The organism is Falsiruegeria sp. JB4-1, from assembly GCF_055693495.1.
The window spans coordinates 3327272-3354046 of the sequence record NZ_JBVFTZ010000001.1; the positions used below are offsets into that span (position 1 = coordinate 3327272).

Annotated in this window: 25 protein-coding genes, 1 tRNA gene and 3 pseudogenes; 21 read left to right on the top strand and 8 right to left on the bottom strand. The window is 55.2% G+C overall.

The features are described from left to right. Window positions 1–7: 7 nt before the first annotated feature. Complete coding sequence (locus ACZ1HE_RS17085; RefSeq protein WP_472622708.1) at window positions 8–769, bottom strand: NAD kinase; 762 nt, start codon at window positions 767–769, stop codon at window positions 8–10. Window positions 770–939: 170 nt separating this feature from the next. Here ACZ1HE_RS17085 and glyA point away from each other — a divergent pair, with 170 nt between their 5' ends. Further along, window positions 940–2235 (top strand): serine hydroxymethyltransferase, encoded by a 1296-nt coding sequence (glyA, locus tag ACZ1HE_RS17090; RefSeq protein ID WP_472622710.1) that lies wholly within the window; start codon window positions 940–942, stop codon window positions 2233–2235. A 561-nt stretch (window positions 2236–2796) separates the two neighbouring features. Here glyA and ACZ1HE_RS17095 read toward each other — a convergent pair. Next, a complete protein-coding gene (locus tag ACZ1HE_RS17095) occupies window positions 2797–3171 on the bottom strand; it encodes a hypothetical protein (protein ID WP_472622712.1) in 375 nt (124 codons plus the stop codon). 87 nt (window positions 3172–3258) lie between these two features. Between ACZ1HE_RS17095 and ACZ1HE_RS17100 the strand changes: the two are divergent. After that, a pseudogene (locus ACZ1HE_RS17100) lies at window positions 3259–4016 on the top strand (alpha/beta fold hydrolase). Window positions 4017–4026: 10 nt separating this feature from the next. Here the strand turns inward: ACZ1HE_RS17100 and ACZ1HE_RS17105 are convergent. Both ACZ1HE_RS17105 and ACZ1HE_RS17110 read right to left on the bottom strand, forming a co-directional pair. After that, window positions 4027–4209 (bottom strand): hypothetical protein, encoded by a 183-nt coding sequence (locus ACZ1HE_RS17105; protein WP_472622714.1) that lies wholly within the window; start codon window positions 4207–4209, stop codon window positions 4027–4029. A 71-nt stretch (window positions 4210–4280) separates the two neighbouring features. Then, on the bottom strand, window positions 4281–4673 hold the full coding sequence (locus ACZ1HE_RS17110) for a rhodanese-like domain-containing protein (RefSeq protein ID WP_472622716.1): 393 nt from the start codon (window positions 4671–4673) through the stop codon (window positions 4281–4283). Window positions 4674–4927: 254 nt separating this feature from the next. On the opposite strand from ACZ1HE_RS17110, the gene ACZ1HE_RS17115 reads away from it, so the two are divergent. The 4 genes from ACZ1HE_RS17115 to ACZ1HE_RS17130 all read left to right on the top strand — a co-directional run bounded on the left by ACZ1HE_RS17115 (window position 4928) and on the right by ACZ1HE_RS17130 (window position 7800). Further along, window positions 4928–5003: transfer RNA gene (locus ACZ1HE_RS17115), tRNA-Thr, on the top strand. A 379-nt stretch (window positions 5004–5382) separates the two neighbouring features. Beyond that, window positions 5383–6219: a glycerophosphodiester phosphodiesterase family protein gene (locus ACZ1HE_RS17120; protein WP_472622718.1), complete on the top strand. Its 837-nt coding sequence runs from the start codon at window positions 5383–5385 to the stop codon at window positions 6217–6219. Window positions 6220–6534: 315 nt separating this feature from the next. After that, window positions 6535–7164 (top strand): sigma-70 family RNA polymerase sigma factor, encoded by a 630-nt coding sequence (locus ACZ1HE_RS17125; protein WP_472624527.1) that lies wholly within the window; start codon window positions 6535–6537, stop codon window positions 7162–7164. Continuing rightward, a complete protein-coding gene (locus ACZ1HE_RS17130; RefSeq protein WP_472622720.1) occupies window positions 7165–7800 on the top strand; it encodes a ChrR family anti-sigma-E factor in 636 nt (211 codons plus the stop codon). It begins immediately after the preceding gene. Window positions 7801–7825: 25 nt separating this feature from the next. On the opposite strand, the gene ACZ1HE_RS17135 is transcribed toward ACZ1HE_RS17130, so the two are convergent. Both ACZ1HE_RS17135 and ACZ1HE_RS17140 read right to left on the bottom strand, forming a co-directional pair. Then, the gene (locus ACZ1HE_RS17135) at window positions 7826–8551 is read right to left on the bottom strand and encodes an SDR family NAD(P)-dependent oxidoreductase (protein ID WP_472622722.1); all 726 of its coding nucleotides are present in this window, start codon (window positions 8549–8551) and stop codon (window positions 7826–7828) included. After that, on the bottom strand, window positions 8548–9318 hold the full coding sequence (locus ACZ1HE_RS17140) for a DUF1365 domain-containing protein (RefSeq protein ID WP_472622724.1): 771 nt from the start codon (window positions 9316–9318) through the stop codon (window positions 8548–8550). Before ACZ1HE_RS17140 ends, ACZ1HE_RS17135 begins: the two co-directional genes overlap by 4 nt. A 122-nt stretch (window positions 9319–9440) precedes the next feature. On the opposite strand from ACZ1HE_RS17140, the gene ACZ1HE_RS17145 reads away from it, so the two are divergent. The 11 genes and pseudogenes from ACZ1HE_RS17145 (at window position 9441) to ACZ1HE_RS17195 (ending at window position 17937) form a co-directional block, all read left to right on the top strand. After that, window positions 9441–10790 (top strand): NAD(P)/FAD-dependent oxidoreductase, encoded by a 1350-nt coding sequence (locus ACZ1HE_RS17145; protein ID WP_472622726.1) that lies wholly within the window; start codon window positions 9441–9443, stop codon window positions 10788–10790. After that, window positions 10729–11887, top strand: a pseudogene (locus ACZ1HE_RS17150) (class I SAM-dependent methyltransferase). The gene ACZ1HE_RS17145 and the pseudogene ACZ1HE_RS17150 overlap by 62 nt, the downstream one beginning before the upstream one ends. Further along, a complete protein-coding gene (locus ACZ1HE_RS17155; protein WP_472622728.1) occupies window positions 11880–12365 on the top strand; it encodes a hypothetical protein in 486 nt (161 codons plus the stop codon). The pseudogene ACZ1HE_RS17150 and the gene ACZ1HE_RS17155 overlap by 8 nt, the downstream one beginning before the upstream one ends. Before the next feature lie 2 nt (window positions 12366–12367). Further along, entirely contained in the window at window positions 12368–13594 is a 1227-nt protein-coding gene (locus tag ACZ1HE_RS17160) for an MFS transporter (RefSeq protein WP_472624529.1), read from the top strand. Next, entirely contained in the window at window positions 13591–14139 is a 549-nt protein-coding gene (locus ACZ1HE_RS17165; RefSeq protein WP_472622730.1) for a DUF3833 domain-containing protein, read from the top strand. Before ACZ1HE_RS17160 ends, ACZ1HE_RS17165 begins: the two co-directional genes overlap by 4 nt. Window positions 14140–14404: 265 nt before the next feature. Then, window positions 14405–14788 carry a hypothetical protein gene (locus ACZ1HE_RS17170; RefSeq protein WP_472622732.1) on the top strand — a complete coding sequence of 128 codons (384 nt, stop codon included), beginning with the start codon at window positions 14405–14407 and terminating at the stop codon, window positions 14786–14788. Continuing rightward, window positions 14785–15450 (top strand): MotA/TolQ/ExbB proton channel family protein, encoded by a 666-nt coding sequence (locus tag ACZ1HE_RS17175; RefSeq protein WP_472622734.1) that lies wholly within the window; start codon window positions 14785–14787, stop codon window positions 15448–15450. Before ACZ1HE_RS17170 ends, ACZ1HE_RS17175 begins: the two co-directional genes overlap by 4 nt. Then, a complete protein-coding gene (locus ACZ1HE_RS17180) occupies window positions 15443–15808 on the top strand; it encodes a biopolymer transporter ExbD (protein WP_472622736.1) in 366 nt (121 codons plus the stop codon). The genes ACZ1HE_RS17175 and ACZ1HE_RS17180 overlap by 8 nt, the downstream gene beginning before the upstream one ends. A gap of 4 nt (window positions 15809–15812) precedes the next feature. Continuing rightward, entirely contained in the window at window positions 15813–16190 is a 378-nt protein-coding gene (locus ACZ1HE_RS17185; RefSeq protein ID WP_472622738.1) for an ExbD/TolR family protein, read from the top strand. Further along, a complete protein-coding gene (locus ACZ1HE_RS17190) occupies window positions 16187–17344 on the top strand; it encodes an energy transducer TonB family protein (RefSeq protein WP_472622740.1) in 1158 nt (385 codons plus the stop codon). Before ACZ1HE_RS17185 ends, ACZ1HE_RS17190 begins: the two co-directional genes overlap by 4 nt. Window positions 17345–17466: 122 nt before the next feature. After that, window positions 17467–17937 (top strand): DM13 domain-containing protein, encoded by a 471-nt coding sequence (locus ACZ1HE_RS17195; protein ID WP_472622742.1) that lies wholly within the window; start codon window positions 17467–17469, stop codon window positions 17935–17937. A gap of 415 nt (window positions 17938–18352) precedes the next feature. Here ACZ1HE_RS17195 and ACZ1HE_RS17200 read toward each other — a convergent pair whose 3' ends face one another. Both ACZ1HE_RS17200 and ACZ1HE_RS17205 read right to left on the bottom strand, forming a co-directional pair. Beyond that, a complete protein-coding gene (locus ACZ1HE_RS17200; protein WP_472622744.1) occupies window positions 18353–18970 on the bottom strand; it encodes an exonuclease domain-containing protein in 618 nt (205 codons plus the stop codon). Window positions 18971–19360: 390 nt separating this feature from the next. Beyond that, entirely contained in the window at window positions 19361–21331 is a 1971-nt protein-coding gene (locus ACZ1HE_RS17205; protein WP_472622746.1) for a 3-hydroxyacyl-CoA dehydrogenase NAD-binding domain-containing protein, read from the bottom strand. Window positions 21332–21607: 276 nt separating this feature from the next. Here ACZ1HE_RS17205 and ACZ1HE_RS17210 point away from each other — a divergent pair, with 276 nt between their 5' ends. The 4 genes and pseudogenes from ACZ1HE_RS17210 (at window position 21608) to pcaF (ending at window position 26743) form a co-directional block, all read left to right on the top strand. After that, window positions 21608–24367 carry an AMP-binding protein gene (locus ACZ1HE_RS17210; RefSeq protein ID WP_472622748.1) on the top strand — a complete coding sequence of 920 codons (2760 nt, stop codon included), beginning with the start codon at window positions 21608–21610 and terminating at the stop codon, window positions 24365–24367. Further along, window positions 24364–25002, top strand: a complete 639-nt coding sequence (locus tag ACZ1HE_RS17215; protein WP_472622750.1) for a CaiB/BaiF CoA transferase family protein — start codon at window positions 24364–24366, stop codon at window positions 25000–25002. The genes ACZ1HE_RS17210 and ACZ1HE_RS17215 overlap by 4 nt, the downstream gene beginning before the upstream one ends. After that, complete coding sequence (locus ACZ1HE_RS17220) at window positions 24917–25537, top strand: CoA transferase (protein ID WP_472624531.1); 621 nt, start codon at window positions 24917–24919, stop codon at window positions 25535–25537. Before ACZ1HE_RS17215 ends, ACZ1HE_RS17220 begins: the two co-directional genes overlap by 86 nt. Further along, window positions 25537–26743 (top strand): annotated as a pseudogene (pcaF, locus tag ACZ1HE_RS17225) (3-oxoadipyl-CoA thiolase). The gene ACZ1HE_RS17220 and the pseudogene pcaF overlap by 1 nt, the downstream one beginning before the upstream one ends. Window positions 26744–26775: the final 32 nt, after the last annotated feature.

Here is a 26775-nt window from a genome sequence, read left to right on the forward strand (position 1 = left end):
CTCACCATCAGGTGAATTGCTCGGAGATCAACCGCTCTTCCAGCCCGTGCCCCGGGTCAAACAAGAGGCGGTGCCCGATTGACGGCTCCGAGCGGATTTCGACCCAGTCAATATCGCTGATCGAAATAGAATCCGCATCTGCCATCACGGGTCGCTTGTCCGGGTCCACTACATCAAAACGAACTTTGGCGGTTTTGGGCAATAGTGCGCCGCGCCAGCGTCGTGGGCGAAAGGCTGCAATCGCTGTCAGCGCCAAAACGTCAGCGCCAATGGGCAGGATCGGCCCGTGAGCGGAATAATTATAGGCCGTCGATCCCGCTGGAGTTGCCACCAACGCGCCATCACAGACCAGTTCGGCCAATCGCACGCGATCATCAATAGATATCTTGAGCCGAGCTGCCTGTGGACCTGCGCGGAGCAACGAAACTTCGTTGATCGCCAGCGCCTCGTGCATCTGTCCCGCTTGGTCCATGGCCCGCATGGACAATGGGTTAACGATTTCAAGCGCGGCTTCATCCAGCCGTTCCAGAAGGTCCGCCTCGTTGTATTCATTCATCAGAAAGCCAATGGTACCCCGATTCATACCATAGACCGGAGCAGGCAAGTGCTGCGTGTTGTGCAGCGTGCGCAGCATGAACCCATCGCCGCCCAAGGCAACAATCACGTCAGAATCACGTGGTGCCGCGTTGCCGTACCGACCAATCAGGGCGGCCCGTGCAGTTTGCGCCACCGGGGCGTCGCTGGCCAAAAAGGCGATTCTCTTGGTCATGATTTCAGGTTTCCGGTGTTGCGCATTCGGTTCCGAAACAATCATACCTTTCCCCCAGAGACCAGCCTTGACGCCGCAGCGGGCCAATTCGTCGCTTTACGGCCTTTCTTGCCCCCATGGTTTCCGATAGGAAATCCGCCAACAGACACCCCCTGCTGATTGGAGCCACAATGACTTCTGAAATTCGTGACCCTGGGTTTTTCACTGAATCGCTCGCCACTCGTGACCCCGAACTCTTTGGTTCGATCACATCCGAGCTGGGTCGCCAGCGCGACGAGATCGAGCTGATCGCGTCCGAAAACATCGTCTCGGCTGCCGTGATGGAAGCGCAAGGTTCGGTTCTGACCAACAAATATGCCGAAGGTTATCCCGGTCGCCGCTACTATGGCGGCTGCCAGTATGTGGACGTGGCCGAAAATCTGGCAATTGACCGCGCCAAGGAACTCTTTGGCTGCGGTTTTGCCAACGTTCAGCCGAACTCGGGCAGCCAAGCCAACCAGGGTGTGTTCCAGGCGCTGATCAAACCCGGTGACACCATTCTGGGCATGGACCTGTCCGCGGGTGGTCACCTGACTCACGGTGCCAAGCCGAACCAGTCGGGCAAGTGGTTCAACGCCGTGCATTATGGCGTGCGCCAGCAGGACAACCTGATCGACTACGATCAGATCCAGGAGCTGGCTACCGAGCACAAGCCTGCTCTGATCATCGCCGGTGGGTCTGCCATCCCGCGCCAGATCGACTTTGCCAAGTTCCGCGAGATCGCCGACAGTGTTGGCGCCTATTTGCTGGTCGATATGGCCCACATCGCAGGTCTGGTTGCGGCTGGCGAGCACCCTTCGCCCTTCCCGCACGCCCATGTTGCCACCACCACTACACACAAGACCCTGCGCGGTCCGCGTGGCGGCATGATCCTGACCAACGACGAGGCAATCGCCAAGAAAGTGAACTCGGCGATCTTCCCCGGCATCCAGGGCGGTCCTCTGATGCACGTGATCGCAGGCAAGGCGGCCGCCTTTGGCGAGGCGCTGCGTCCTGAATTCAAGACCTACCAGAAGCAGGTGCGTGCAAACGCTGTCGCTCTGGCGGACCAACTGGTCAAAGGCGGTCTCGACATCGTCACCGGAGGCACTGACACCCATGTTCTGCTGGTTGACCTGCGTCCCAAGAAGGTGACCGGTAACATCGTGGACGCGGCCCTGGGTCGTGCCCATATCACCACCAACAAGAACGGCATCCCGTTCGACCCGGAAAAGCCCACCGTAACCTCGGGCATCCGCCTGGGCACCCCAGCGGGCACCACCCGTGGCTTTGGTGAAGCAGAGTTCCGCGAAATTGCCGACCTGATTATCGAGGTCGTCGACGGTCTGGCCGCCAACGGTGCGGACAACAATGCAGAAGTCGAGGCATCCGTGCGCGGTAAAGTGGCCGCACTCTGCGCCCGCTTCCCACTCTACCCGAACCTCTGATCTTTCGCGATCATGACATGGAAAACGGCGCCCGATCCGAGCGCCGTTTTTCGTTTCCGGGTACCCTCCCGCCCCTTTTTCCTACATCAAAGATGCCGTCAAAAGCGTTGGGCCGCGCGCCGGGCGTGCGCTGCTCTCTGGGAAAGGCCGTCACGCCCGGATGTCAAAGTCTCCTTGGCGCGGTGCAGCGGGTTCTTCGTCTGCTCTTAAAGGACTTCTGGTTGGCGCTGCTCGACCCACCGCTGTTGGATCGGGCTCGTTGAATGAAGCCACTCCCGTCAGCCCCATCGCCAGAAACGTGAGCCAAATACCGCCATGACAATGGGTTGGGAACCGAGAACGCGCGTAAGTACCATCAACCGCCCCCACATCCTTGGTCAGATCGCGCGTACGCAAAACTTCCTTAACGTGGCGTTCGATCTGTCACTTGGCAGAGTGGGCAAGCTTCTCCCGCACGGTAGCCTTGCGCTGTTCTGACTTGATCGACATTGCCTCCCCGTCTCGTGAACCGCGATCAGGAAGTTCGCAGGTGCTACCTAGCAAGAAATACCTAGGTCAGGCTCAGATGAGACCCTGCCACATCATGAACCCCAGCAGGAGCGCACCAAACAGCAGGATATTGAAGGCCAGCGCCCCAAGCGCTCCCAGCCACCAGCCTTTGCGCCGGTCAGCCACATCAATGCCGCGCAGATGTTCCTGTACCTCACGCGCTGCCTTGGCCAAAACGGGTGTGTCCAGCGTCAAGCGCAGCTTGGGGTGACCTGCCATCGCTTCGACCTGCGCCAGTTTGGTAGCCTGGCGGTAGATCCGGCGGGGCAAGCGATGTCGTGCCTTGCGCAGGGCCTTAGTCAGATCCTTGCCACTCACGCCCAATTGTGCCCTGAGCAGAGCGACAGTTTCAGCGATCTGATCCTGAACAGCGATGGGTTCTGACATAATGGCCTCCGGTCGGCACCCTAACCTGCTTGAATGGCGGTCTCAATGGGGGTGGTCGCGGACGCGCTCCGCAGGTATCACCGAAGCATGTTGAACTGGATCACCCACGGCACCCCGACCGACCGCCCGCCCCTTGTCATCGCCCATGGTTTATATGGCTCGGGCCGCAACTGGGGTGTCATTGCCAAACGTTTGTCGGATGAGCGGCAGGTTATCGCTGTCGACATGCGAAATCATGGCAGTAGCCCACGTAACCCAGTCCATGACTACTCGGCACTGGCTGGTGATCTGGCCGAGGTGATTGGTGAATTTGGTGGTACCGCAGATGTCATTGGGCATTCAATGGGCGGCAAGGCGGCAATGACGCTGGCGCTGACGCACCCTAAGTCCGTGAACAAACTGGTTGTAGCCGACATCGCTCCGGTGGCCTACACGCACACGCAAATCCAATTCATCGAGGCCATGCGCGCCGTAGACATGGATCGGGTTGAACGTCGCTCGGACGCCGAGGCGCAGTTGGCGGAGCTGGGTGTCGAAAAAGCGCTCCAGAGCTTTTTCACCCAGTCGCTGGATATTCCAAACAAGGGCTGGAAGCTGAACCTGGATGCTCTGGCCGACCAGATGCCAAACATCATGGGCTTTCCGGATGTATCCATGTCATGGCCTGGCCCGACACTTTTTTGTCAGGCGCAGCTTCGGACTATGTGCTGCCCGAACACCGCGACCGGGTAAAGGCCTTGTTCCCACAGGCCCGGTTTGCCAAAATCCCAAACGCCGGCCACTGGCTGCACGCGGAAAGGCCGCGCGAGTTCGAAGCAGCCGCGCGGTTGTTCCTGAACGCGTGACTGCAGTTCATCAATACTGAAAAAGCCGCTTGGCGATCACCCATGACACCGGCGCAGCGACAACAAAGCCTGCAATCGCGGCGCCAAGGATGGCAGGCGCGGTGACGACACCCGATGCCAAAACAGCAATAACTGCGGTTCCCGCAATCGCTGCGGAGATCAGAGTGTAAAGTATGGACGCAAGTCGGAACATGAGTGGAATCTCCTGATCAACAGTTTTGATCGCTCAATATTCCCAAGAAGAACCCGGCGCCTTGATCTCGATCACATACCCTGATCCGTAGGCTCGACCATCGCGCCTCCAGAGTTTTGCCAATCGGACAGGCCTCCAACGTTGTAAACCGACTTATACCCCATGTCTTTTAACAGCTTACCGGCCAAAGCAGCGCGCCCTCCGCTGGCACAGTGAATGACGATGACCCGATCTTTTTGCAGTTCAGGATCGTGAAATTGTGTCGTGTCATCTGCCCGAAACTCCAACATTCCACGCGAAACATGGTGGGCTCCTTGAGCGCGGCCAGCCTTTTCCAACTCAGGTGCATCACGCACATCCAATAGAAGCGCTCCTTCTGCAACCAGCTCTTGTGCTCTGGCCCCGTCAATTCTTTCGACGTCACGGTTTGCCGCTGCCATCAAGTCTTTAACTGTTACCACCATGTCTACTCCGTTTGATGAGATGCTTCTGCCAAGATGGGAAGCCATCTGCATCCGAATGTCAAAAGCAATTCCATCCGGCAATTTCTCTACAGCTACCTTGCTAACCCATGGCTAATCAACGACACGTGCCAAGGCGTCTGAACGTTGCTAATTTTGCTGGCTCAGGTTTTTCGTGATTGACGTTGGCGGCTCATAAGTTAGACAAGGCACCCGTTACCGACTCTGATATGTTCAGGGTAAGGTGACGGAAGGATGCCGCTGTAGCTCAGCTGGTAGAGCACGTCATTCGTAATGATGGGGTCGTAGGTTCGAGTCCTATCAGCGGCACCACCCTTCTTCAAAAATCTAATTCATTACTCCCAAGTCCTCATACTCAGCCCCTTTGATGACCCCGTCCGACTGTTGAGATTGATATCCACTACTGGACACTACACGCCTTCCTATGAAACGCAGGCTTAGGAAAACGCCGCGGGAAACCTGTGCAATAGATACCAGTTCCTATCACCCATCACTCCTGGAAAATTTCCCATATGGATGCTTGAAGCCAGCATCATGACGTAAATACTTCTTGTGGAATTGGCTAAATTCTAACCCGTCCACAGCATTTTCAGGCTCCGACCTGCCTAGACTACTGCCCGCAAATGCAGCAAAACAATCCCAATCTCTATTTAAGCGACGCTCCCCCATGCCGACACCTCTTAGACGCGTCTTGATCCTCTTTGTGATTGCCATGGCGATCTATGTGGCCTCACAAAGACTCCTTGGCTCGCATAATCAAACCACTGATTTTTCCACGCCCGCGATAACACCTCTTAACGACAATCTTAAGTTGGACCTAATCTCTCATGCAGGTGCCGGCTTGTCGGAAGGTCGGTACTCCAACAGTCTTGAAGCATTGCAGCGTGGATATTCAGACGGGCTTCGGTTGTTCGAGGTGGATGTTCATGTCTCGACAGATGGTCACCCCATTTTGCTGCATGGCTGGGATCAAGATCTAAGACAGTGGTTTGCACTTCCCTTCAGCACATGGCTTCGTTCCTTCGTATCGTCTGGTAAGCCGATAATGACAAAGACCGAGTTCCTCGGCGCCCGTATGAAGTATGACTTGACTCAGGTGACACTTGACACATTGGCCGATTGGATCCGGGACCACCCTGATGTCACCGTTGAGCTGAATGTCAAATCTAACGTCAAAGAAATATTTGGCGCATTCGCCCGGAAATATCCTGAGCTGCTCGGTCAGATTGTTGCCGAAATCTATGACCCGGCAGACTATGCCATCATCCGGTCGTTTGAATATCAGAACATCGTCTGGGTTGCGGACCATTACGACGAGCAGACTTTGCTGGAGATGGCCAAAGGAATGGATCTATTTGCAATCGCGTTGCGGGCAGACCACCCATCAATTTCGCTTGCAAAGGAATTGAATACTATGGGGATTCCGCTTTGGGCTTATACAGTGAACTCCATTCAAGTCGCGTCGCGACTGTCGAACTTGGGAGTATCTGGGATCTACACTGACAGTTTGATCCCCCACCGCGACTGAGTTTTGGCAGCTTACTTTCGTAAACACGTGTACATCGACGAGATGTTTCAACTCACTACCTTTCGCTCCAAATGCACCTTAGACAGGTGCAAATCTGGGGGAGTTGGCATTTTCACTCTAAAAAGAAAGCAAACCGATCACTCCCCTTGGCCTTTGGGGCAGTAGAACTAGATTTTTGGTGTTTGCTCTCGAGGCACACCATACTTTTTCAAATCGGTGACAGATCGGCTTGCGCCCAAGGTTTGCTTCAGAAGATCGGCAACCAAAAAATATTTTCTGAGTGATCCAACTTTCCCAAGTGCCCGTATCATGTTTATGGTGACAGTAAATTTGGACAGACCACCGCGCAGCAAAACACAGCGCAGGGTATCCCCAAGGGGCACAGCAGCATTGTCAAATGACAAAGCCTTCTCGCAGCTGACCATATGGCTGCTTGCAGTCCGCGATCAGCGGGACCGAATGGCGTTTGGTGAACTGTTTGATCACATGGCACCGCGCCTGAAAGGGTTTGTCATGCGTTCCGGTACGAATTCAGCTCTGGCTGAGGAAATTGTGCAGGATGTCATGCTCACCATCTGGCGGAAGGCGGCACAATTCGATCCACAAAAAGCACAGGCTTCGGCCTGGATCTATCAGATCGCTCGCAACCGTCATATTGATTTTGTCCGCAAGGAAAGCCGCCCAATTCCCGATGAATTGGCTGAAGACCCCGGCCTGGAACCAGACGCCAGTCAAATCATAGGACTGGAACAGGAAGCCGAGGAATTGAAGACCGCGCTCCAGCAGCTGCATCCTGACCAAAGGGAAATGATCGAAAAGGCCTATATCGGCGACCTGACCCATCAGGAGATCAGCAACATGACAGGCTTGCCACTGGGCACCGTGAAATCGCGTATCCGCCTCGGATTGGGACGGCTGCGCAAAGAACTCAAAGGATTGCGCTGAATGTCGGCGATCACTCATCATATCCCCGAAGCCATGATTGCTGCCTATGTGGCTGGCAACCTGCCTCATGCCTTTGCCGTCGTTGTCGCCAGCCACTTGTCTTATTGCCGCGACTGCCAAGAGATACTCGGCGCGCATCAAATTGCGGGTGGCGCAGTTTTAGAAACCACGGACAAAGAAACGCTTACACCAGATCTGAAGAAAAACGTATTGGCTCTACTGGATGAACCAGTGATGCCCGAGCCGGTGTATGACGCAAAAGGTATCTACCCTGGCCCGATCGTTCAGGCGCTGAAAGGTAGAGAACCGCGTTGGCGAACATTGGGCATGGGTGTCAAACAGAGCATCCTGTCCGAAGGCGAAGGCGGCTCGGCCCGGTTGATCTATATCCCCGCAGGACAAGCGGTGCCAGATCACAGTCACAATGGGTTGGAATTGACCTTGGTACTTCAGGGCAGCTTTACCGACGAGACCGGGCGCTTTGGCGTTGGTGATGTCGAGATCGGTGATGAAGATCTGGAGCACACACCCATCGCGGATGCCGGCGACCCGTGCATTTGCCTTGCGGCCACCGATGCGCCCCTGCGTTTCAACGCGTTCATGCCACGCCTGTTGCAACCACTGTTCAAGATCTAGGTGCGGTTACCCGTGTAAGCGAACCTCACTTCCCACGGTACACCATCCAGTCGGGCAGCAAGTGCAATGCTTTGAGCACCCATGAAAAAGGCCGTGGAAAATCGGTTCGGAAAGTGGGGGATTGAAGAGCGCTCAGAACATGCCTTGCCGCTTTCTTTGGGGACATCACCTGTGGCATAGCGAATGTGTTTTTGCGTGTCAGACGCGTGTCGATAAATCCTGGATTGATAATGCGGACGATTATGTTGGTGCCTTTCAGGTCATGCCGCATGGTTTCCGCCAGGCTGATCAACGCGGCTTTGCTGGCGCCATAGCCTACTGCGCTTGGCAATCCGCGGTACCCAGCCAATGAACCAATCAAATTGATTTCACCACGTCCGGCTTTGACAAATTGAGGCAGCACTTGCCCAATAACGCGCAATGCACCATTGAAATTCACCTCGGTCATCTGCAACGCCGCATGCGTGTCCCAATCTTGGGTGCGCATGGGTTCATAGACACCAACGTTATATATGACTGCATCGACTTTTCCGACTTGCAGTGCCGCCGCCTCGACCGAGCGAAGATCCCTCACATCCAGAGGCACCGATTGTGCCAGAGACAGCTCTTCTTCCAGCTTTTTCAGCTCGTCCACGGACCGAGCCGACATGATCACTCTCGCCCCATTCCGATCCAATTGCCGGGCAATTTCGCGGCCCAATCCAAAACTTGCGCCCACCAACCAGATGGTCTTACCCTGAAAACTGTTCATGCCTCGCGGCCCGTATAGGTCGTGCTGTCGGATACCAGAGGCTCGGGCGGCGCAGGTTTCTTCAGGAACGGCGCCCTCTTGACCCATAACTTCAGCGCCTGCCAATAAATCAATGTGATCACCCGGACCGCACCAAACGGCCGACGCAACGCGGCGCTTGCCAAGGAATACGTAGTGGCCGGACGACGTAGGCCATTCAGCGTCGCCAGTACGCCCTGATCTCCATTTTTGTAGGAGATGCGGATATTGAAGGCGAGGTCCGTCATCTCAAAATGGAATTGATAACTTCCGGCAACTTGTTGGAATGGGGACACATGCATCAGTTTTTCGGCGTTTATCACTTCGTCTCGCTGGATCGGCCGGAAATCCGAATGCGCCGCAAAATAGCAGTGGCGGTGGCCAAAGGTGTTGTTGACCTCTGCGATAAAGGCCCGAGGGGTGCCATCTATTACTGCGATCCAGAAGCTGACTGGATTGAAGTGGAACCACAGGAAACTCGGCTGTGTCAGCAGTAGCAATTGCGCGTCTTCCAATGGAAATCCGCGCTGCTGTAACTGTTCGCGGAACCAAGCCACACCCTTCCCCTGCCCCCGCAGGCCTCCGTGATGACGGTCATGAATAGAAAACAAATTGAACCGGTTTCGGGACATTAAAGGCGGTCCACCTTCTGTCATGTCGGTCAGGAAATAATCGACACCATATCGAAAGGCGTTCTTCAAACTACCTCGACGGGCGTGATAGGTCTGGGCTGCTACGTGTTCCATCATATGTTTCTTACGCGCGGACAGATCATCCGGATCATCCTAGGTGTATCTTTTTTAATCAAGAATGTGATCCGTCACTGGTTTCATGTCGTAGCACTTTCAAACAAATGGAAGGAAAGCTGCCCATGCTGGATCAGACGCAGGGACCACGCCGCGAGATAGCGATCATCGGAGGCGGCATTTCTGGCCTGTCCGCAGCCTATTATTTATCGGGCAATCACAACGTTACCCTGTTCGAGGCCGCTCCTCGACTTGGGGGTCACGCCCGTACGGTCCTTGCTGGCCGAAACGGTGACCAACCCGTCGATACGGGCTTTATCGTGTTCAACTACGCAACTTACCCCTATCTGACCCGGCTGTTCCGCGAACTGGACGTCCCTGTGATAAAAAGTGAGATGAGTTTTTGCGCCAGTATCAATGATGGGCAACTGGAATACGGCCTTAACAACTTGCGCATGCTTACTGCCCAAAAGAGCAACCTGGTACGGCCTCAGTTTCTCCGGATGATTGCTGATATTGTGAAGTTCGGGCGACAGGCCGAGGCAGCAGCTGTTGATGACGAAAAAACGATTGGCGAACTGGTAGATGAGTTGGGACTGGGTAGCTGGTTCCGAAACAACTACTTGCTGCCAATGTGCGGGGCAATCTGGTCGACGCCTGTCAACGACGTGGATAGGTTTCCCGCAAAGTCACTGGTGCAGTTCTTTCGCAACCACGCCCTTTTGGCGGGTACCGGCAAACATCAGTGGTGGACCGTAAAAGGCGGTAGCATCGAATACGTTCGGCGGTTGGAAGCAGCGCTCATAGCCCGTGGTTGCAGAATAAAGATCGGCACACCAGTTCAACATATCGCGCGCGACCCCGGCGGAGTTACGCTTCAAGCTGAAGGGCAGGAAGCGAACAGGTTTGATGACGTGATTTTTGCCTGCCACTCAGATCAGGCATTGGCCATTCTCGGTGCAAACGCGACCCGTGACGAGGCCGAAGCGCTCAGCGCCATACGCTATCAGCCAAACACAGCGGTGCTGCATTGTGATGAAGGACAGATGCCCCGGAGACGCAACTGCTGGTCCAGTTGGGCGTACCGCAGCCAGAACGGCAGTGTTGGGGTGACCTACTGGATGAACCGTCTACAAAGTATCCCCGAAGACGATCCATTGTTCGTGACGCTCAATCCATCGCGCCCCATTCCCGATGATCGGATCTACGACACGGTCGAGTTTGCCCACCCTGTTTTCGATCGGGCTGCACTCAAGGCACAGCGTCAGATCCTGGACATGCAGGGACAAAACAGAACCTGGTTCGCCGGTGCCTACAATAGACACGGTTTTCACGAAGATGGCATCGCCAGCGCTATGCGGGTCGTTCGCATGATAGATTCACAAGACTTTTATCTGGCCAAAGGAGCAGAACATGAAACTTACGGACAAGGCTCTACAGTCGGAATTCCTGTCAACTTGCGCGCGTCTGCGTGACGGGCAGTTGACGCTGCGCACGCCGGACGGCGCGCGATACAAGTTCGGCGATCGCGGCCCCGAAGCCGAAATGCAGATCCACGACTGGGCGGCTGTTTCTGCCATGGCCGCACACGGGCAGGTTGGATTGGGTGAAGCTTACGTGCAAGGGCTGTGGGACACACCTTCGGTAGAAGGTCTGATGAAACTGGCCATGCAGAACCGTACCCAGCTTAGCACCTATGATCAGGCCAGCCCCTTCAATCAGGCAAAGTTCCGCATCGTGGACACTTTGCTGCGGTCCAATTCCAGTGCGCGGTGCCCGCAAGAATATCCGAGCCCATTACGACGTGGGCAACGAATTCTACCAACTTTGGTTGGACGACGGCATGACTTACTCCTCAGGCTTGTTTGAGTGTGATGGCGATGACCTCGGCCAAGCGCAATCTCGCAAGAACGCCCGTATTTTGTCACGGCTAGGTAATAGCGAGCAGGTACTTGAAATCGGATGTGGCTGGGGTGGGTTTGCCGAACAAGCCAGTAATGACGGCCGCAATGTAACCGGTGTTACCATCTCTCGGAACCAACACAGCTATGCCGAAAGTCGCCTGGATGGTCGTGCGGACATTCAGCTACGCGATTACCGCGACATCGAAGGAAAATTCGAAAGTATCGTCTCGATTGAGATGATCGAAGCGGTGGGTGAGCGCTATTGGCCCAGCTATTTTGCCAAGCTCAAGAGCAATCTGGCCGAAGGTGGTCGCGTGGTTTTGCAAGCCATCACCGTGCAAGACGATTATTTCCAGACCTACCGCACCACGTCGGACTATATCCGTCAATACGTCTTTCCTGGCGGCATGCTGCTGTCCGATCAGGTGATTGCGCAACAATCCCAGTTGGCCGGGCTGCAGGTGCGCGAGAACTTTGCCTTTGGTCAAGACTACGGAAAAACCTGCCGCATTTGGGCGAAACGTCTCCAAGATCAGAAACGCCGCATCACTGAGTTGGGCTACGGGGAGGCCTTTTTCCGCAATTGGCAGTACTATCTCGAAATCTGCGCTGCCTCGTTTGCCATAGGTCATACAAACGTCGTGCAAGTGGAGTTGGCACATGCTTAGGCTTGCTGCATTTCTTGTCCTCTTAGCCACGCCTGCAGCCGCCAACCAGCTGCAAGATCTACTACCCGGAGCAGAACAACGCGGAGCAGCTACGTTCCGCATTCTGGGCTTGCCAATCTATCAGGCCAAACTCTTTACAAAAGGCGCGAAACCGTTGGATTGGTCACAAGATTTTGGGATCGAACTCACTTACAAGCGCAAGCTAAGTCAGTCCGACCTAACCGACGCAACCTTGCGTGAAATGCAACGAATGGGAAATCCCACTCCGCCCGCTAACAAGCTGAGCACCTGTTTCCAAGATGTATCTCCGGGTGATCGTTACCTTGCGGTCAGCCTCGGGCCGGATCAAGTTGACTTTAGGCGCAATGGTCAGAAGACCTGCAGCTTGCGTCACCCGAAAATCAAATTGCACTTCATGTCGATCTTTCTGGGTGAAAACTCTCGCTCTGCAAGTTTCACGCGCGGCTTGCTGAGATGACATTGCTATACCCTCGTGTCAGCATCTACGCGATGATGCTGGCCTCGGCAGGTATTCCACTTTACATCCACCTGCCGCAATTTGCCTCGACTGAATTGGGCATCGGCCTGGGCACGCTCGGTGCCATAATGTTGCTCATCCGCGCAGTTGACTTGTTTCAAGACCCGCTGATCGGGTGGATGACCGATCGCTGGCCCAGGGCTCAACTCGGTTTTGCCATGCTTGCTTCTGGCGGCCTGGCAATTGGGTTTCCATTACTGTTTTCCTTGGAACCTGGGCCGCAAGTTGTGCCTCGGCTAGTTGTGATCCTGATCGGACTTTTCACGGCCTACAGCCTTGGCATGATCCTTCTGTACGGTCGCAGTGCCACGCTTGCCAAAAACCCTGTGCCAAGCGAGCTGTTGACGCTTGCAGCTTTTCGCGAGGCCGGATTGCTGGTTGGCGTCATCTTTGCCGCCGTTGCGCCTGCCGTGTTGGTCTCTCTCGGGGCAGCAGGCCAGGGTTATTTTGCCTATGGCGCAGTTCTCGGGGCTTTAGCGCTGCTCGCCGCGTTCCTGACCAAGCCTATCTGGACCCGACCGGTGTTGACCGGACGGCGATTGTCGGTGCGATTACTTGCCAGTTCCGGTGCCATCAGGCTGCTAATTTTGGCTGTGCTAAACAGCTTGCCTGTTGCACTGACCTCCACCTTGTTTTTGTTTTTTGCCGGAGACCGACTGAACCTTGCGGGATACGCCGGTGGTTTCCTTGTGCTGTTTTTTCTAAGTGCCGGTCTCAGCGTGCCAATGTGGACACGTCTCAGCCAACGGAGCAGCCCCAAACGAGTTTTGTTGATCGCTATGCCTCTGGCGATTGCCAGCTTTGTTGGCGCAGCCTTTCTCACCTCCGGCGACATCATTGGATTTGCGGTTATTTGCGTTGCCTCGGGTGCAGCACTAGGGGCGGACATGGTGCTACTACCAGCGATGTTCAGCATCGCCCTGACCAAGGCGGGGCTGAATGCTGCTGCTGCGTTTGGCATCTGGTCCTTTGCGGGCAAATTGGCCTTGGCTTTGGCCGCAGCTCTGGCCCTGCCGTTTCTGGAGCAGCAAGGCTTTCGCCCAGGCGGACACAATACACCCCAGGCGCTTTTTGCCCTCACACTGGCATATGCAGTGCTGCCTTGTGTACTGAAAGCCGTTGCGTTTGCTTTTACATTCACACTGCCAACTGAGGTATCTGCGTCATGAAACTGATCTCTTTTCTGTTGTTGATCGCGCTTGTGGCCGTGGTCGCCAAAACTTGGCTTTTTAGCTTCAGATTCCAATCCCCAAAGAACTATGCCGATACGTCACCCGAGTTTGATCTCACCAAACATCTGTCTGGCGAGATTCAGTCCGAAGGGTTGATTTTTGGCCCAAACGGCAAGATGACCAACAGTTTCACCGCAAAGATGGTTGGTGAATGGCAAGGAGCAAATGGCACCTTGTCCGAGGAATTCACCTATTCCAACGGTGTGACGCAAAACCGAAAATGGTACCTAACACTTGGTGCAAACAACACTTTCACCGGGACGGCCGATGATCTGATTGGAACAGCGCACGGTGTGGTGTCTGGTGCAACGGTACAGCTCAGCTATACGATCCAACTGCCCGAAAGCGCTGGTGGTCACGTGCTGAAGGTCACGGATTGGATGTACCTTACTGAAAGTGGGGTTATCATCAACAAGTCCGAGATGCGAAAATTCGGCCTGAAAGTCGCCGAGCTTGTTACCACTATGAGACCACAGCATTGAGGTAGCCCTCAAGGCTAAGACATTTCGAATTCAACGTGTGACCCCTTTTGGCCAAACTGCCAATATTTCCAGCTCGAAATGACTGGTGAGTGGGACAAAGCACACAGATGACAAACCAGTCATTTCGCCCCATCCAGCTCTTGAGTATGGCGAATGCAGCACCACCTGTGTACGGATGTGTCTAGACCCAACCAAGGATTTTGGGAGTCCAAGAATGTTGTTTCGCCAAATCGCATTTGCCACGTCTCTGGCGGCAACTGCACCTTTGATCGCTCACGCCCAAACCACACAGGCTACGTCGGCTGACTTGCATCTTGAACTGAATGCAATCGAAGACGTGCAAGGTGCGTGTCGACTGACCTTTCTCGCCAGAAATGAGACCGGCCAGGAAATTGAAAAAGTTGTATTCGAGACGGTCATTTTCGACGAATCTGGCAGCGTTATGAGTTTGAAACTATTCGACTTTCGCGATCTTCCGACAAACCGACCAAGAGTTCGACAGTTCGACCTTCCAGGTACGACCTGCGTTTCAGTGGGACAAGCCTTGATCAACGGCGCCAGCACATGCCTTGTAGGCGGAGCGGAAAGCGCGGTTTGTCAAAACGCGCTTTCCTTGAATAGCCGAGTCGACACGGAGTTGTTGGGATGAACCTGCTAATCGCTCTACAAGAAATTGTTGCCCTTGGTGGACCTGTCGTTGCCATTCTGATTGTGGTCTCTATCGTGACCCTTGCTGTAGTACTTTATAAAATATGGCAGTTTTCTACTTGCGGCGTAGGCAGGCACAAAGTTCTTTCTGAAGCCTTGGACATCTGGGAAGCAGGAAACCGCCATGAAGCGCGCGTGCGCCTTGCTCAAAGCCGCAGCTATTTGGCCCCCTTGGTGGACGTGGCTATGTCGCAGCCCGATGCCTTGAGATTGGACACGCGTCTGGATGCCGAAGCTGGGTTGGCGCTTGCCAAACTGGAACGGGGCTTTCGCCTGCTAGACACCGTGGCTCAGGTCGCTCCTCTGCTGGGTTTGTTCGGTACAGTTCTTGGGATGATTGAAGCGTTTCAAAGTCTGCAAACAGCTGGAAGTTCGGTTGACCCCTCTATTCTAGCCGGAGGGATTTGGGTGGCGCTTGTAACCACAGCAGCCGGGCTGGCCGTTGCAATGCCGACCTCGATGGTCTTGAGCTGGTTTGAAAGCCGCACGGCCCAAGAACGGGTATTTGCCGACAAAGCCCTTCGAACTGTCCTGATTCCGCAGCCAATTCCTTTGGGGCAAACCACTGCGGACCAACCTTCGACGATGACTGGACATGCGTAACCCCGCACCTTTTGTTCGACGAAAGCTGTCGATGACGCCTCTGATCGACATCATTTTTCTGCTCTTGCTGTTCTTCATGCTAACGTCGACATTTTCCGAATTCTCCGAGCTGGAACTGAGCAGCGCAACAACCGGGCAGGCGTCTTCAGCCGAACCGGCCAATCGCGCATTTGTTCAGCTTGGCGCAGATCGTTTGTTGCTGAACGGTGCACCTGTTGAGCTGGAAGAACTGATCGCGCAACTCTCGGAAGGGCAAGTCTTGATCAGTCTTGACGACAGTGTCACTGCCCAACACGTGGTGGATCTGTTGGTCCGCTTGCGTAAACGCGACGACCTGAACGTCACAGTGTTGGAATAGACCGGTGATCCGCGCGCCCCGCCCTCGTCACAGACGCGACTCGACCATTGCACTGATCAATGTCGTGTTCCTGATGCTGGTCTTCTTTCTAATCGCGGGGACGGTGGCGCCGCCCCTCGACCCAGATTTGCAACTGGTGGATACAACAGAACTGGAAGGGCGCGAACCACCGGATGCTCTTGTGTTGCACAAGGATGGTTCCCTTACCTTTCGTGGCACCGCAACAGATCCCGGTGCGCATATGTTGACGCTTGGTTCAACATCTGTGCGCATTGTTCCCGATCGCGAGGTATCTGGCTCAAACCTGTTTCAGATCACCGCAGAGCTACGACGTCATGGTGCAACCTCTGTGTTTCTTGTCACACAAAAGACGCTAGAATGATCCGCAAATCCCTCATCGTGGCATTGATAGCAGCGCTGGTGTCTTTGCTGACGCATTTTCTGGGCATTTGGTTGATGTTTCATCGGGCGCCCCCTTTGCCAGTTGCGGAAGGCGAGACCGATACAATTGAACTTGGCAACAGCTTTGAGGATTTCTCCGAGCCTGTTTCCGAGCCTGTCAAACCCGAAGAATTACCGACGCCAGAACCGCCAGAAGAGCCTGCCCCAATTCCTGCACAGCCGGATATTCCAACCAGTGAAGCAAAGGTGGCATCGGACAATCCACAAGACGGGGTCTCCCCAGACACCGGAACCTCCGTAGACAATCCACCCACTGTTTCTGAGCCGGTTCGCCCAGATCAAGCCGCGTCCGGCGCCGACATCGAGCAAAACACAACACCACCCGTCACACCAAGTAACGAGCTGCAAACACCTTTGGGGGCTCCAGAGGCTGCCACGCCTTCGGAACCAGTGGAAACCGAAACGGTCATACCAAGCGCTGAACAACAGGCGGTTGCAGTGCAACCTCCTGCCCAGACGCCACCTGTGAACGACGGGTCAATTCCAATTGCTCCATTGGAACCGGAAGCGGTCGACCCAAATGAGGTTGTCGCGGTCGAGCCATCTCTTTCAAATGACCAGGAAATTGACCAAAACATAGAAAGCGATGAGGGAACAGCTCTTGCAGTGACGTCCTCACCCCGCCCGCGCACGCCAACACGTCGGTCGCAGCCACAACCGGATGGTCTGTTCGACGGCACAACGGCTTTTGACGCCTTGCGCTATCCCGAACAAGCAATTGAATCGCCGCTGGATGCGTATCGGCGCAAGGGGGTCGATATTTTCGCCTCGTCGAATGTGTCTGGCCAGACATCGTTGCGTGGCAACGGGAATTCCGACACGACAAACTATGCAGGCAAGGTACTGGTTCACCTCAATCGGGCACCCATCACCTATGTGCCAGGGTCGGGATTTGCGCAGGTGTTTTTTGAAATCAATCCAGACGGTTCGCTCGCCTGGGTCGAAATTATTGACAGCTCGGGCTCCCCTGCGATTGAGCGTGCCGCCAAGGCACAGGTGCGCGTCGCGGCTCCGTTCCCCAGCCCCCCCGGTGGGAAAAGTCGTAAGATGTCCTTTTATTACCGAATAAAGTAAGAAACTGTGCACCGACCGCGTTTGCGGGTTCTGATAACACTGTTGGTCTGGCTTTTCGAAAGACAGGTCTTAAAAGCCATGCTAGAGCTCTCACACTGCTGAACTTGACCGGATGTTTTGCGATGTCGCGTTTCATACTTTTTTCAGTTTCACACCTTGTTACCCTTGGGGTGGGTTTTGCGCTTGGGGTGTATTTCCTCCCGATCCTGACGGCCCCGCCGTCACCTGATGCAGCGATGTTGGACAAAAGTGCCGAAAACGCGGTCTATTCAGCCACTTTCACTCGCGATCTGCGCGGCAGTGATTTTCTGCACTGGGGAGAAGGCACAATCAGCATCACGGACAGCAAAATCGTTCATCGGGGCAGCTTGGCTCCTGGACCAGACTACATGCTTTATCTGGTGCCCGAATTTGTCGAGCACGAGGACGAATTTCTGCCAATCAAGGACAGTGCCAAGCGCGTGGGTCCAGTAAAAAGTTTTGACGGCGCGGTGCTGAACATCCCCGAAGGCGTCGATGTATCGGCCTATTCGACTGTGCTGATCTGGTGCGAAGCTTTCGGTGAATTCATTACCGCAGGCAAATACCGATAGCTCTATTTTCGAGTTGGAAAGTGCCGTTCGATCTCTTGATCCAATTCAGAATGAATTTGCACCGCATAGGGTCAAGCCAAGAACTCCGCAGTCCAATTCCGCGCTGTTTGGAGCAGGTCTTTACCCGGCGTGCGCCCCTAAGACGGCCGGTCGGGGAGTTGCCAAATTACTCATACCGAGTGAGCCAGCCATGTCGCGCGACACACCTGTAATATGACCCATAACTTGCTCATTTAGCCCCATGTAATGCATTGTTTTTATTTCGATTAACATCTAAAAACCACTCTTTGACGACCATAAAATACAGATAGCATGTAGATTCAGCGCAAGTATGGTTTCCTATTGCAAGTTGAGCCTTAGGCTTGCGCTGATGGTTATTTTGACGCTTCTCGGCCCACGAAAGCGCCCTCTCGCATTATTGAAAATCAAAAGCCAATTGCTGCGAGGTATTCAGCATCCTGATTTTTCGCCCCATGGATGCTTCTGCTTTAAGAACAACCTCCGCCGCAGCACGCGCGTCCTCACCAGCGTCGTGGTGTCGAAAGCGAAGCCCTAGCACTTTCTTGAGATTGGCCAAGCCATGCCCACCGTTGCCCCGCAACTCAGGCCAGGCTTTCCGAGCGATCGAAACACTGTCTGACCACACCGACCTCAAAACTTGAAGTTCTGCGAGTCGACACGCTGCATCAAAGGCTTTCTCATCGTAACGGCTATGTTGAACAAGCGGATATGTTTCAAGAAGCTGACGCAGATCCGGTAGCACTGCTTCAAAATATGGGGCATTTCTAACCGTGGCGGCATCAATCCCATGCAACCGCGTATTGCCTGCGGCGAAAGTCGTGCAGGGATCGATATAAGTGCTGTAGGTCGCAATTGAGTTGTCAAACCCAACAAAAGCCAAGCCGATTTGACAGATGCTCGCGATATCATATCCGGCAGTCTCGACGTCTACAGCTATGAACCTGATGTTGTCGCTCAGTGGTTCGGCCTGATTGAAACAGGTTGGTAAAGACAAAGATGTTGCATTGGCCATGACAACGACTTTCACACGTTCACTGACTGATGCAAAGACCCACCAATAGCGCAGCAAAGCGGCCGGGTTTCTTTTTCAGACCATGCAGAACACGATAGCAGTCATTGGTACGAATTGTAACGAACGACGAAAGGTAGCCTGCTCCCTAAATTCGATTTTTGCGCTGCGCACGCCCGCAGCACGAAATACGCCACACCCTCATTGTGGATCGTTCCAATTTGCGGCGAAAGGCGATCCGGATCTACCGAAATTACCGTCTGTTTCGACCATTCCGGAATGCAGGCTCCTCGCCACCCGCCCAGCGCGGCGAGAGCGACAAACTTTGAATAAGAACAACTCCGCTACTATAGCCCACGGCACAGTGTTTAACACGTTGCGATATCGACTGAATTAATCCGGAAACTGGCCATCGCCCTGATCCTTGTAGTACATCGGTCCGCCCCGGTATCGAGGAAACCCATAGCCGTTGACGAACACAACGTCGATATCGCTGGGTTTAGCCGCGATACCTTCTTTCAAGATTTCGTCACCCTCTTGCTGTAGCGCCTTGATACATCGATGCGCGATTTCGTCAGCATTTAGATCGCGCATAGTTATCCCTGCATCCTCGGCCACCTCTCGGATCATATCCCGAACAACCCCGTCAATTGAAGGATTCCCATCGTTGTAACCATAAAAACCAGCCTTGGTTTTGCGGCCTTTGCGCCCCATTTCCACAAGCCGGTCATGGACCTGAAATGCGTAAGGATGTACCGCTCCGACCGGCAGTGATTTGCGCATCAGATAACCGATATCGATGCCCGACAGATCCAGGACCTGAAACGGTCCCATCGCCATTCCGTACTTGTGAAGCGCGGCGTCCACCGGCTCAGGAGATCCACATTCCAACATCAACAACCCGGCCTCGCGCTGATAGGCTTGGTACATCCGGTTGCCGATGAACCCGTGACAGACACCGGCAATCACACCAGTTTTTCCAAGCTTTTTCATTGTTGCAGCCAGCGTCGCTGTTACCGCCGGGTCCGTCTGGTCGGTGCGAACAATCTCGACCAGCTTCATGATCTGGGCAGGACTGAAGAAATGAAGGCCAGCAACGCGCTCGGGACGGTCGGTCGCGTTTGCGATCTCTCCGATATCAAGATACGAAGTATTCGTCGCCAAAATGGCATCTGGGTGACAGATTTTGTCCAGCCGTTTAAATATTTTCTTTTTTATGACAATGTCTTCGACCGCTGCTTCGATCACAAGATCGGTAAAAGCCATGTCGTCATAATCGGTAGTGGGTGAAATCAGCTTCAAGATGGTTTCGGCACGGGCTGCGCTCATCTTGCCGCGCTGCACCCCCTGTTCCAAATTACCCCGGATTCGGTCGATACCGGCCTGCGCGGCCTCGCCCGAGACTTCGACCAGCGTGACGGCAATGCCCTTTGTGGCAAAGACCTGTGCAATTCCTGCACCCATGGTCCCTGCCCCGATGACCGCGACGCTGCCAATCTCGCTGGCTTGCGACAGATCGAGGCCGTCGATTTTGTAAGTTTCGCGTTCGGCGAAAAAGATATGCCGCAAAGCGCCAGATTGCTCGCTTTGGCGCAGTGTCAGAAACAAGTTGCGCTCTTTGTCTAGACCAGCCTGAAAATCCGGGCCTGTGGCGGCTTCGATCGCTTCGATAACTGCCAAGGGCGCATCAAAGCCGCGCTTTCGCTTGGCGCATAAGGCTCGCCATTGATCAAACAGGGCAGGATCAAAGCTGTCAGCAGGTATCGGCCGATTGAGCTTACGAGGGGTCGTATCGATCCCGGTCAAAGCAGTTGCGTAAGCCACCGCTTCAGGTTCAAGATCGTCCACTATCTTGTCAATCAGGCCAATTTCAACAGCTACTTTGGCAGAGATCGGCTTACCTTCCACCGCCAAGTTTAACGCTTGTTCCACGCCTATCAGTCGCGGTAACCGCTGTGTGCCACCCGCGCCCGGTACGATACCCAGTGTTACCTCGGGCAACCCAAGACGCGCATTTTCTGTCGCGACTCGATGGGAACAGGCCAACGCAACTTCCAATCCGCCACCAAGCGCCTGACCGTGAATTGCCGCAACAACAGGCTTAGAGCAGATTTCGATGAAAAACACTAAATCGTTAAGATGTGGCGGCATTGGCTGTTTGCCAAATTCCCTGACATCCGCCCCGGCCATGAAGGTCCGTCCAGAGCATATCAGCACCGCGACAGCGATCCGCGGGTCGCTTGTGACCTCGTCGAACGCGTCCCATAAACCCTGCCTCACTGGTTGGGAAATGGCGTTCACTAGGGGGGCATCAACCCGGATGACGCCAACATGATCTGTGCGCGTTAAAGTAACCGCATTCATGATTTTTCCCTTCGATCAGCTTTTAAATTGCCTTGCTATCTAGCTGAACTGGGGGAGTCGTGGAAAATACTATGGAGTGATCACGGCCATAGATAAATATTATGCAAGGGTAGCAGAAAGGCCGGATGTCACAGCGCCGCCATGCTATATGATTTTGTTATTCATGACAGCTATAAATAGTATTTTCCTGCCGGACTTTCGCCCTCTACCCTTCCTGTAAATCTTGCTGCGCCTCCACATTTCGAGGCCTGGATCGGACTTTGCGAGGAAATGCACATGAACCTGGGAAATCTTGTAACACGCGCCGCCCTGTTCTGGGCTGACCGGATTGCCGTAAAGGATGAGCGCGTATCACTATCCTACGCAATGCTGGAAGAGCGCACAAACCGGCTTGCGAACGCTTTGTCAGCTGCGGGGTTGGTCAAAGGTGATCGTGTGGCGGTTCTGGCTTGGAACCGGTCCGAAATCGTCGAGGCCGAAGTTGCCCTGCTAAAAGGCGGTTTCACCCGAGTGCCGATCAATGCGCGCCTGTCCGCAGATGAAGTTGTTCACGTCTGCAAGGACAGTGAAGTCAAAATTCTGCTGACAGACGAGGCGCACCTGGCTGCGGCACAGCAGGCGCTCAACGAAACCGACAACTTGCAGCTTCTGGTGATGGGTGACGGCGGCAGCTATGAGGATGCGCTGGAGCAGGCCGAGTCAGCCACCGTTTGTGCCGATGTCTCACCTGATGACATCATGGTGCATCACTATACCTCTGGTTCGTCGGGTGTGCTCAAGGCCGCCATGCATTCGCTGCGCAATCGTCGGGCGATCCTGCGAAAGATCACCTTCCGCTCGCGGCTGTATCCTGATCAACATGAAACGTACTTGCACGTGGGACCAATAACCCATGTATCCGGGATGGCGATCATGCCCTTGCTTTCGCAAGGCCATACCAACGTCATCCTATCGCGGTTCGACGTGGACACGTATCTTTCGACCCTAGCGGCCGAGAAAGTTACGCAGACCTATCTGGTCCCGACCATGATCAACCGCATCCTGGCCGCACCGAACCGAGGCGATTACGATCTCTCCTCACTTAAGTTGCTTCGGTACGGTGCGGCCCCCATTTCCCCGGCACGTCTGCGCGAAGCGGTCGAATTCTTTGGTCCGATCCTGAACCAGGGTTACGGCGCGGGCGAAGTTTGCTCTTCGGTAACGTTGCTGACCGAGGCTGACCACGCCTTGGCCGCAAGCGAGCGACCTGAGCTGTTTAGCTCGTGTGGTCGTGCCCTGTTCGAAACTGAGGTCAAAGTTGTTGATGACGAGGGCACCGAATTGCCCATCGGCCAAGCGGGTGAACTGGTTGTCCGGGGAGAGGATGTCATGCAGGGCTATCACAACGCGCCCGAACTGACCGCGCCGGTATTGAAGAACGGCTACTATCACACAGGCGACGTCGCTTACATTGATGAGACGGGTTACATTTTCATCATCGACCGTAAGAAGGACATGATCGTTACTGGGGGGTTCAACGTGTACCCCAATGAAGTTGAGCACGCACTTTTTGAACGCCCCGAAGTATTCGAAGCCTGCGTCGTGGGTGTTCCCGATGCCGACCTTGGCGAGGCGGTCAAAGCGGTGGTTGTCGCGCGTGATGGTGTCGAAATTGACGAAGACGCTCTGATTACGCATTGCGTTGAAAAACTTGGAAAATTCAAGAAACCGCATTCGGTCGATATTGTCGCCGAACTGCCCAAGAATGACGCCGAGCAAGATCCTGCGTCGTCAGGTGCGCGACGGATATTGGGCTGGTTCGGATCGGAAGGTGTGATCATGTCTCAGAGTTTGAACCGAGCAACATCTGGTCTGGAGGTCGGCAAGTTTGTCGAGCTGCGGAGCAAGGTCAACGATCTGCTCTACAATGAAATGCTCCCGTTCGAGAAAGAGAACGGGCTGACCCACGAAACCCGGTTCGAGCGTGAACAGCTCGAAGAGTGGTGGAAACGCTCGCGCGAGTTGGGCATCTATGGTTGCAACCTGCCCGAAGAGTTCGGCGGTCTAGGCTTATCGATTGACCAGCTTTGCACACTGAAAGAGGACGCAACGCGTTCAAACGCGGCGCTTTATGGCTGTGTTCTGGGTGAAAACGGTGGCCCAATGCGGATCGGGTATATCATCACCCAAGCCACCGAGGGGCAGAACGAAGAGTTCTTTTATCCAGCAGCGCGCGGCGAACGAGCGGGGTGTTTTGCGCTGAGCGAACCCAATGCCGGATCCGATGCAGCGCGTATTCAGACCAGCGCGGTCAAGGACGGAGATGATTACATCATCAATGGCCACAAGCGGTTCATCACAGCCTCGCGCACCGCGGATTTCGCCATCGTCATGTGTGTGACGGACCCCGACGCGGGTACCAACGGCGTGACCGCTTTTCTGGTAGATGCTAAGTCACCCGGATACCGGATCGAAGGGCACTACCTGCCCATGTCCGGCCAACACATCGACAACGACATCATTTTGGAAAACGTCCGCGTACCTGCGCGCAACATACTGGGACATCTGGGTGGTGGTTTCAAATTGGGGATGGAGCGGATCAACATCAATCGCCTGCTGCAATGCCCGACAATGTTGGGGCACGCCCAGTTCGCGCTGGAACAGGCGGTGGATTACGCCAACCGCCGGGTGCAATTCAAACAGCCCATCGCCAATTTTCAGGCGATCCAGCACATGATGGCCGACATGAAGACCGCCAACTTTGCCGCCCACAGCATGATCCACGCCGCCGCGGCCAAGGCCGACCGGGGCGAAAACATCCGCACCGAGGCGTCGATGTGTAAGGTTTTCGTCGCCGAAAACGCCTTTCAGGTGGCCGACAAAGCCATCCAGATTCACGGCGCCACCGGCATGACCAAGAACCACCCCGTTGAATGGGTGTTCCGCCGCCTTCGCATGTTCCGTGTGCTCACCGGCAGTTCGGAGATTCAGCGCAACACGATCGGCAAAGGGATCCAGAAAGAGTGGAAAACCGCAAACCCGGAGGCCGCACAATGACGAACGACTGGTCGTTTCTGAACGGCATGCGCATCATAGACTTGTCGCGCTTGCTACCCGGTCCTTTCGCGACCCAGACGCTGGCCGATCTAGGGGCCGAGGTCATCAAGATCGAGGAACCCAAACACGGTGATCCAGGACGGTTCCTTGGCAAGGATATGTTTGCCCGCCTGAACCGCAACAAAAAGTCACTGACGCTGGATCTGAAGTCCGACGAAGGCAAAGCAGTGCTGACCAAACTGCTCAAAGACGCCGATGCCGTCATCGAAAGCTTTCGCCCCGGCGTGATGGAGCGTCTGGGTTTTGGGTATGAGGCCGTGAAGGCACTGAACCCCGCCATCGTCTATTGCTCACTCTCGGGGTTTGGTCAGACCGGACCCTATCGTCAACGCGCAGGTCACGACATCGATTTTCTGGCGCTGTCGGGCTATTTCGCGGTCCCCTCTCAGGTCAACGACAAGCTCGCGCGCCCCAAGGTGCGCCTGTCGGACTATGCTCGGCGCTATGTACGGCGCGCTGTCGCTGGCGGTTGCCATGGGCTCGGCCAAGATGAGCGGCAAGGGGCAGTATCTGGACGTTTCGATCACCGATGCGATGGTCAACTGGTCCTCGCCGCTGGTGCGTATTGCGCATGAGCTGTGTGACGGCGACCCGGATCGGATGTCCTTTGTGATGCCCGACAATGACATCTTTGAAACCAAGGATGGCAAGCACATCGCCATTGGCCTGTTTGAGAACAAGTTCTGGCTGGTCCTGGCAGACATGATGGGGGAGGAGTTTCCCGACCTGCGGCGCGAGGACTACAAGACCAACAAGCTGCGCAACATGCAAAAACAGACGGTGCATGGGTTGATGTCGGACATGTTTGCCTCGAAAACGCTGGCCGAGTGGGAGGTGATCTTTGGTCCCACTGATCTGCCATGGGCCGTGGTGTATGAAGATATGCGCCTGTTCGAGGACCCCCATCTGATCGAACGCGGCATGTTTGGCGAGTTGGGCGAAGGCGAAGACAAGACATTTCAGGCTGGATACCCAACCAAGTTCTCGGCTGGTCTGAACGAATTCCGTTCAGCTCCGCCCCAGAAGGGGCAGGATACCGATGAGATCTTGCGTCGGCTAGGCCATGACCAAGCCGCCATACAGGCAATGCGCGACGCGGGGGTGATCTGATGACCGAAGCTTTCATTTGCGACGCCATCCGCACACCGATCGGGCGCTATGGTGGCGGGCTGTCCTCTGTTCGGGCCGACGATTTGGGTGCAGTGCCGTTGAAGGCGCTGATGGAGCGCAACCCGACTGTCGATTGGGCCGCTGTGGACGATGTGCTATACGGCTGCGCCAACCAGGCAGGCGAAGACAACCGCAATGTGGCGCGTATGTCGTCACTGTTGGCAGGGCTGCCACAAAACGTTTCGGGCACCACGTTGAACCGCTTGTGTGGTTCGGGGCTGGACGCCGTGGCCTATGGCGCGCGCGCGATCAAATCGGGCGATGCCGATTTGATCATTGCAGGCGGCGTCGAAAGCATGAGCCGCGCGCCGTTCGTGATGCCCAAAGCCACCAGTGCCTTTAGCCGTGCCAACGAGGTGCATGACACCACCATCGGCTGGCGGTTCGTCAACAAGTTGATGAAGACGCAGTACGGCGTCGATTCTATGCCCGAGACGGCGGAAAACGTGGCCGAAGACTTCGGGATCAGTCGCGCGGATCAGGACGCATTCGCCTTGCGCTCGCAACAGCGGACTGCATCTGCTCAAGAAGCAGGGGTCTTTGCTGAAGAGATCACACCTGTCACCATCCCACAGCGCAAAGGGGATCCCAACGTCATCGACACAGACGAACACCCGCGTGCCGAAACCACCGCAGAAGGGTTGGCAAAGTTGCGCCCCCCGTTCCGCGAAGGCGGATCGGTGACGGCTAAGCAACGCATCCGGTGTAAACGACGGAGCGGCCGCTTTGATCATCGCCAGCGAGGCCGCAGCCAAACGGCACGGCCTGACACCACGGGCACGGATTGTGGCAGGTGCTGCGGCGGGCGTTGCGCCGCGCATCATGGGCTATGGCCCTGCGCCTTCTACACAAAAGCTGTTGAGCCGAGTAGGCATGAGCATCGACCAGATCGACGTGATCGAGCTGAACGAGGCCTTTGCCGCTCAGGCGCTGGCCGTCACCCGCGCCCTTGGGCTGCCCGATGACGCGACACATGTGAATCCAAATGGCGGCGCCATCGCCCTTGGTCACCCCTTGGGTATGTCGGGCGCGCGTTTGGCTCTAACCGCCACAAATCAGCTCTGTCGGAGCGGGTCTTCACTGGCGTTGTGCACGATGTGCATTGGCGTCGGTCAAGGGATTTCCCTTCTATTGGAGCGTGTTTAACCGGGTATCTGAAAAGGTGATGGGTGAGATAC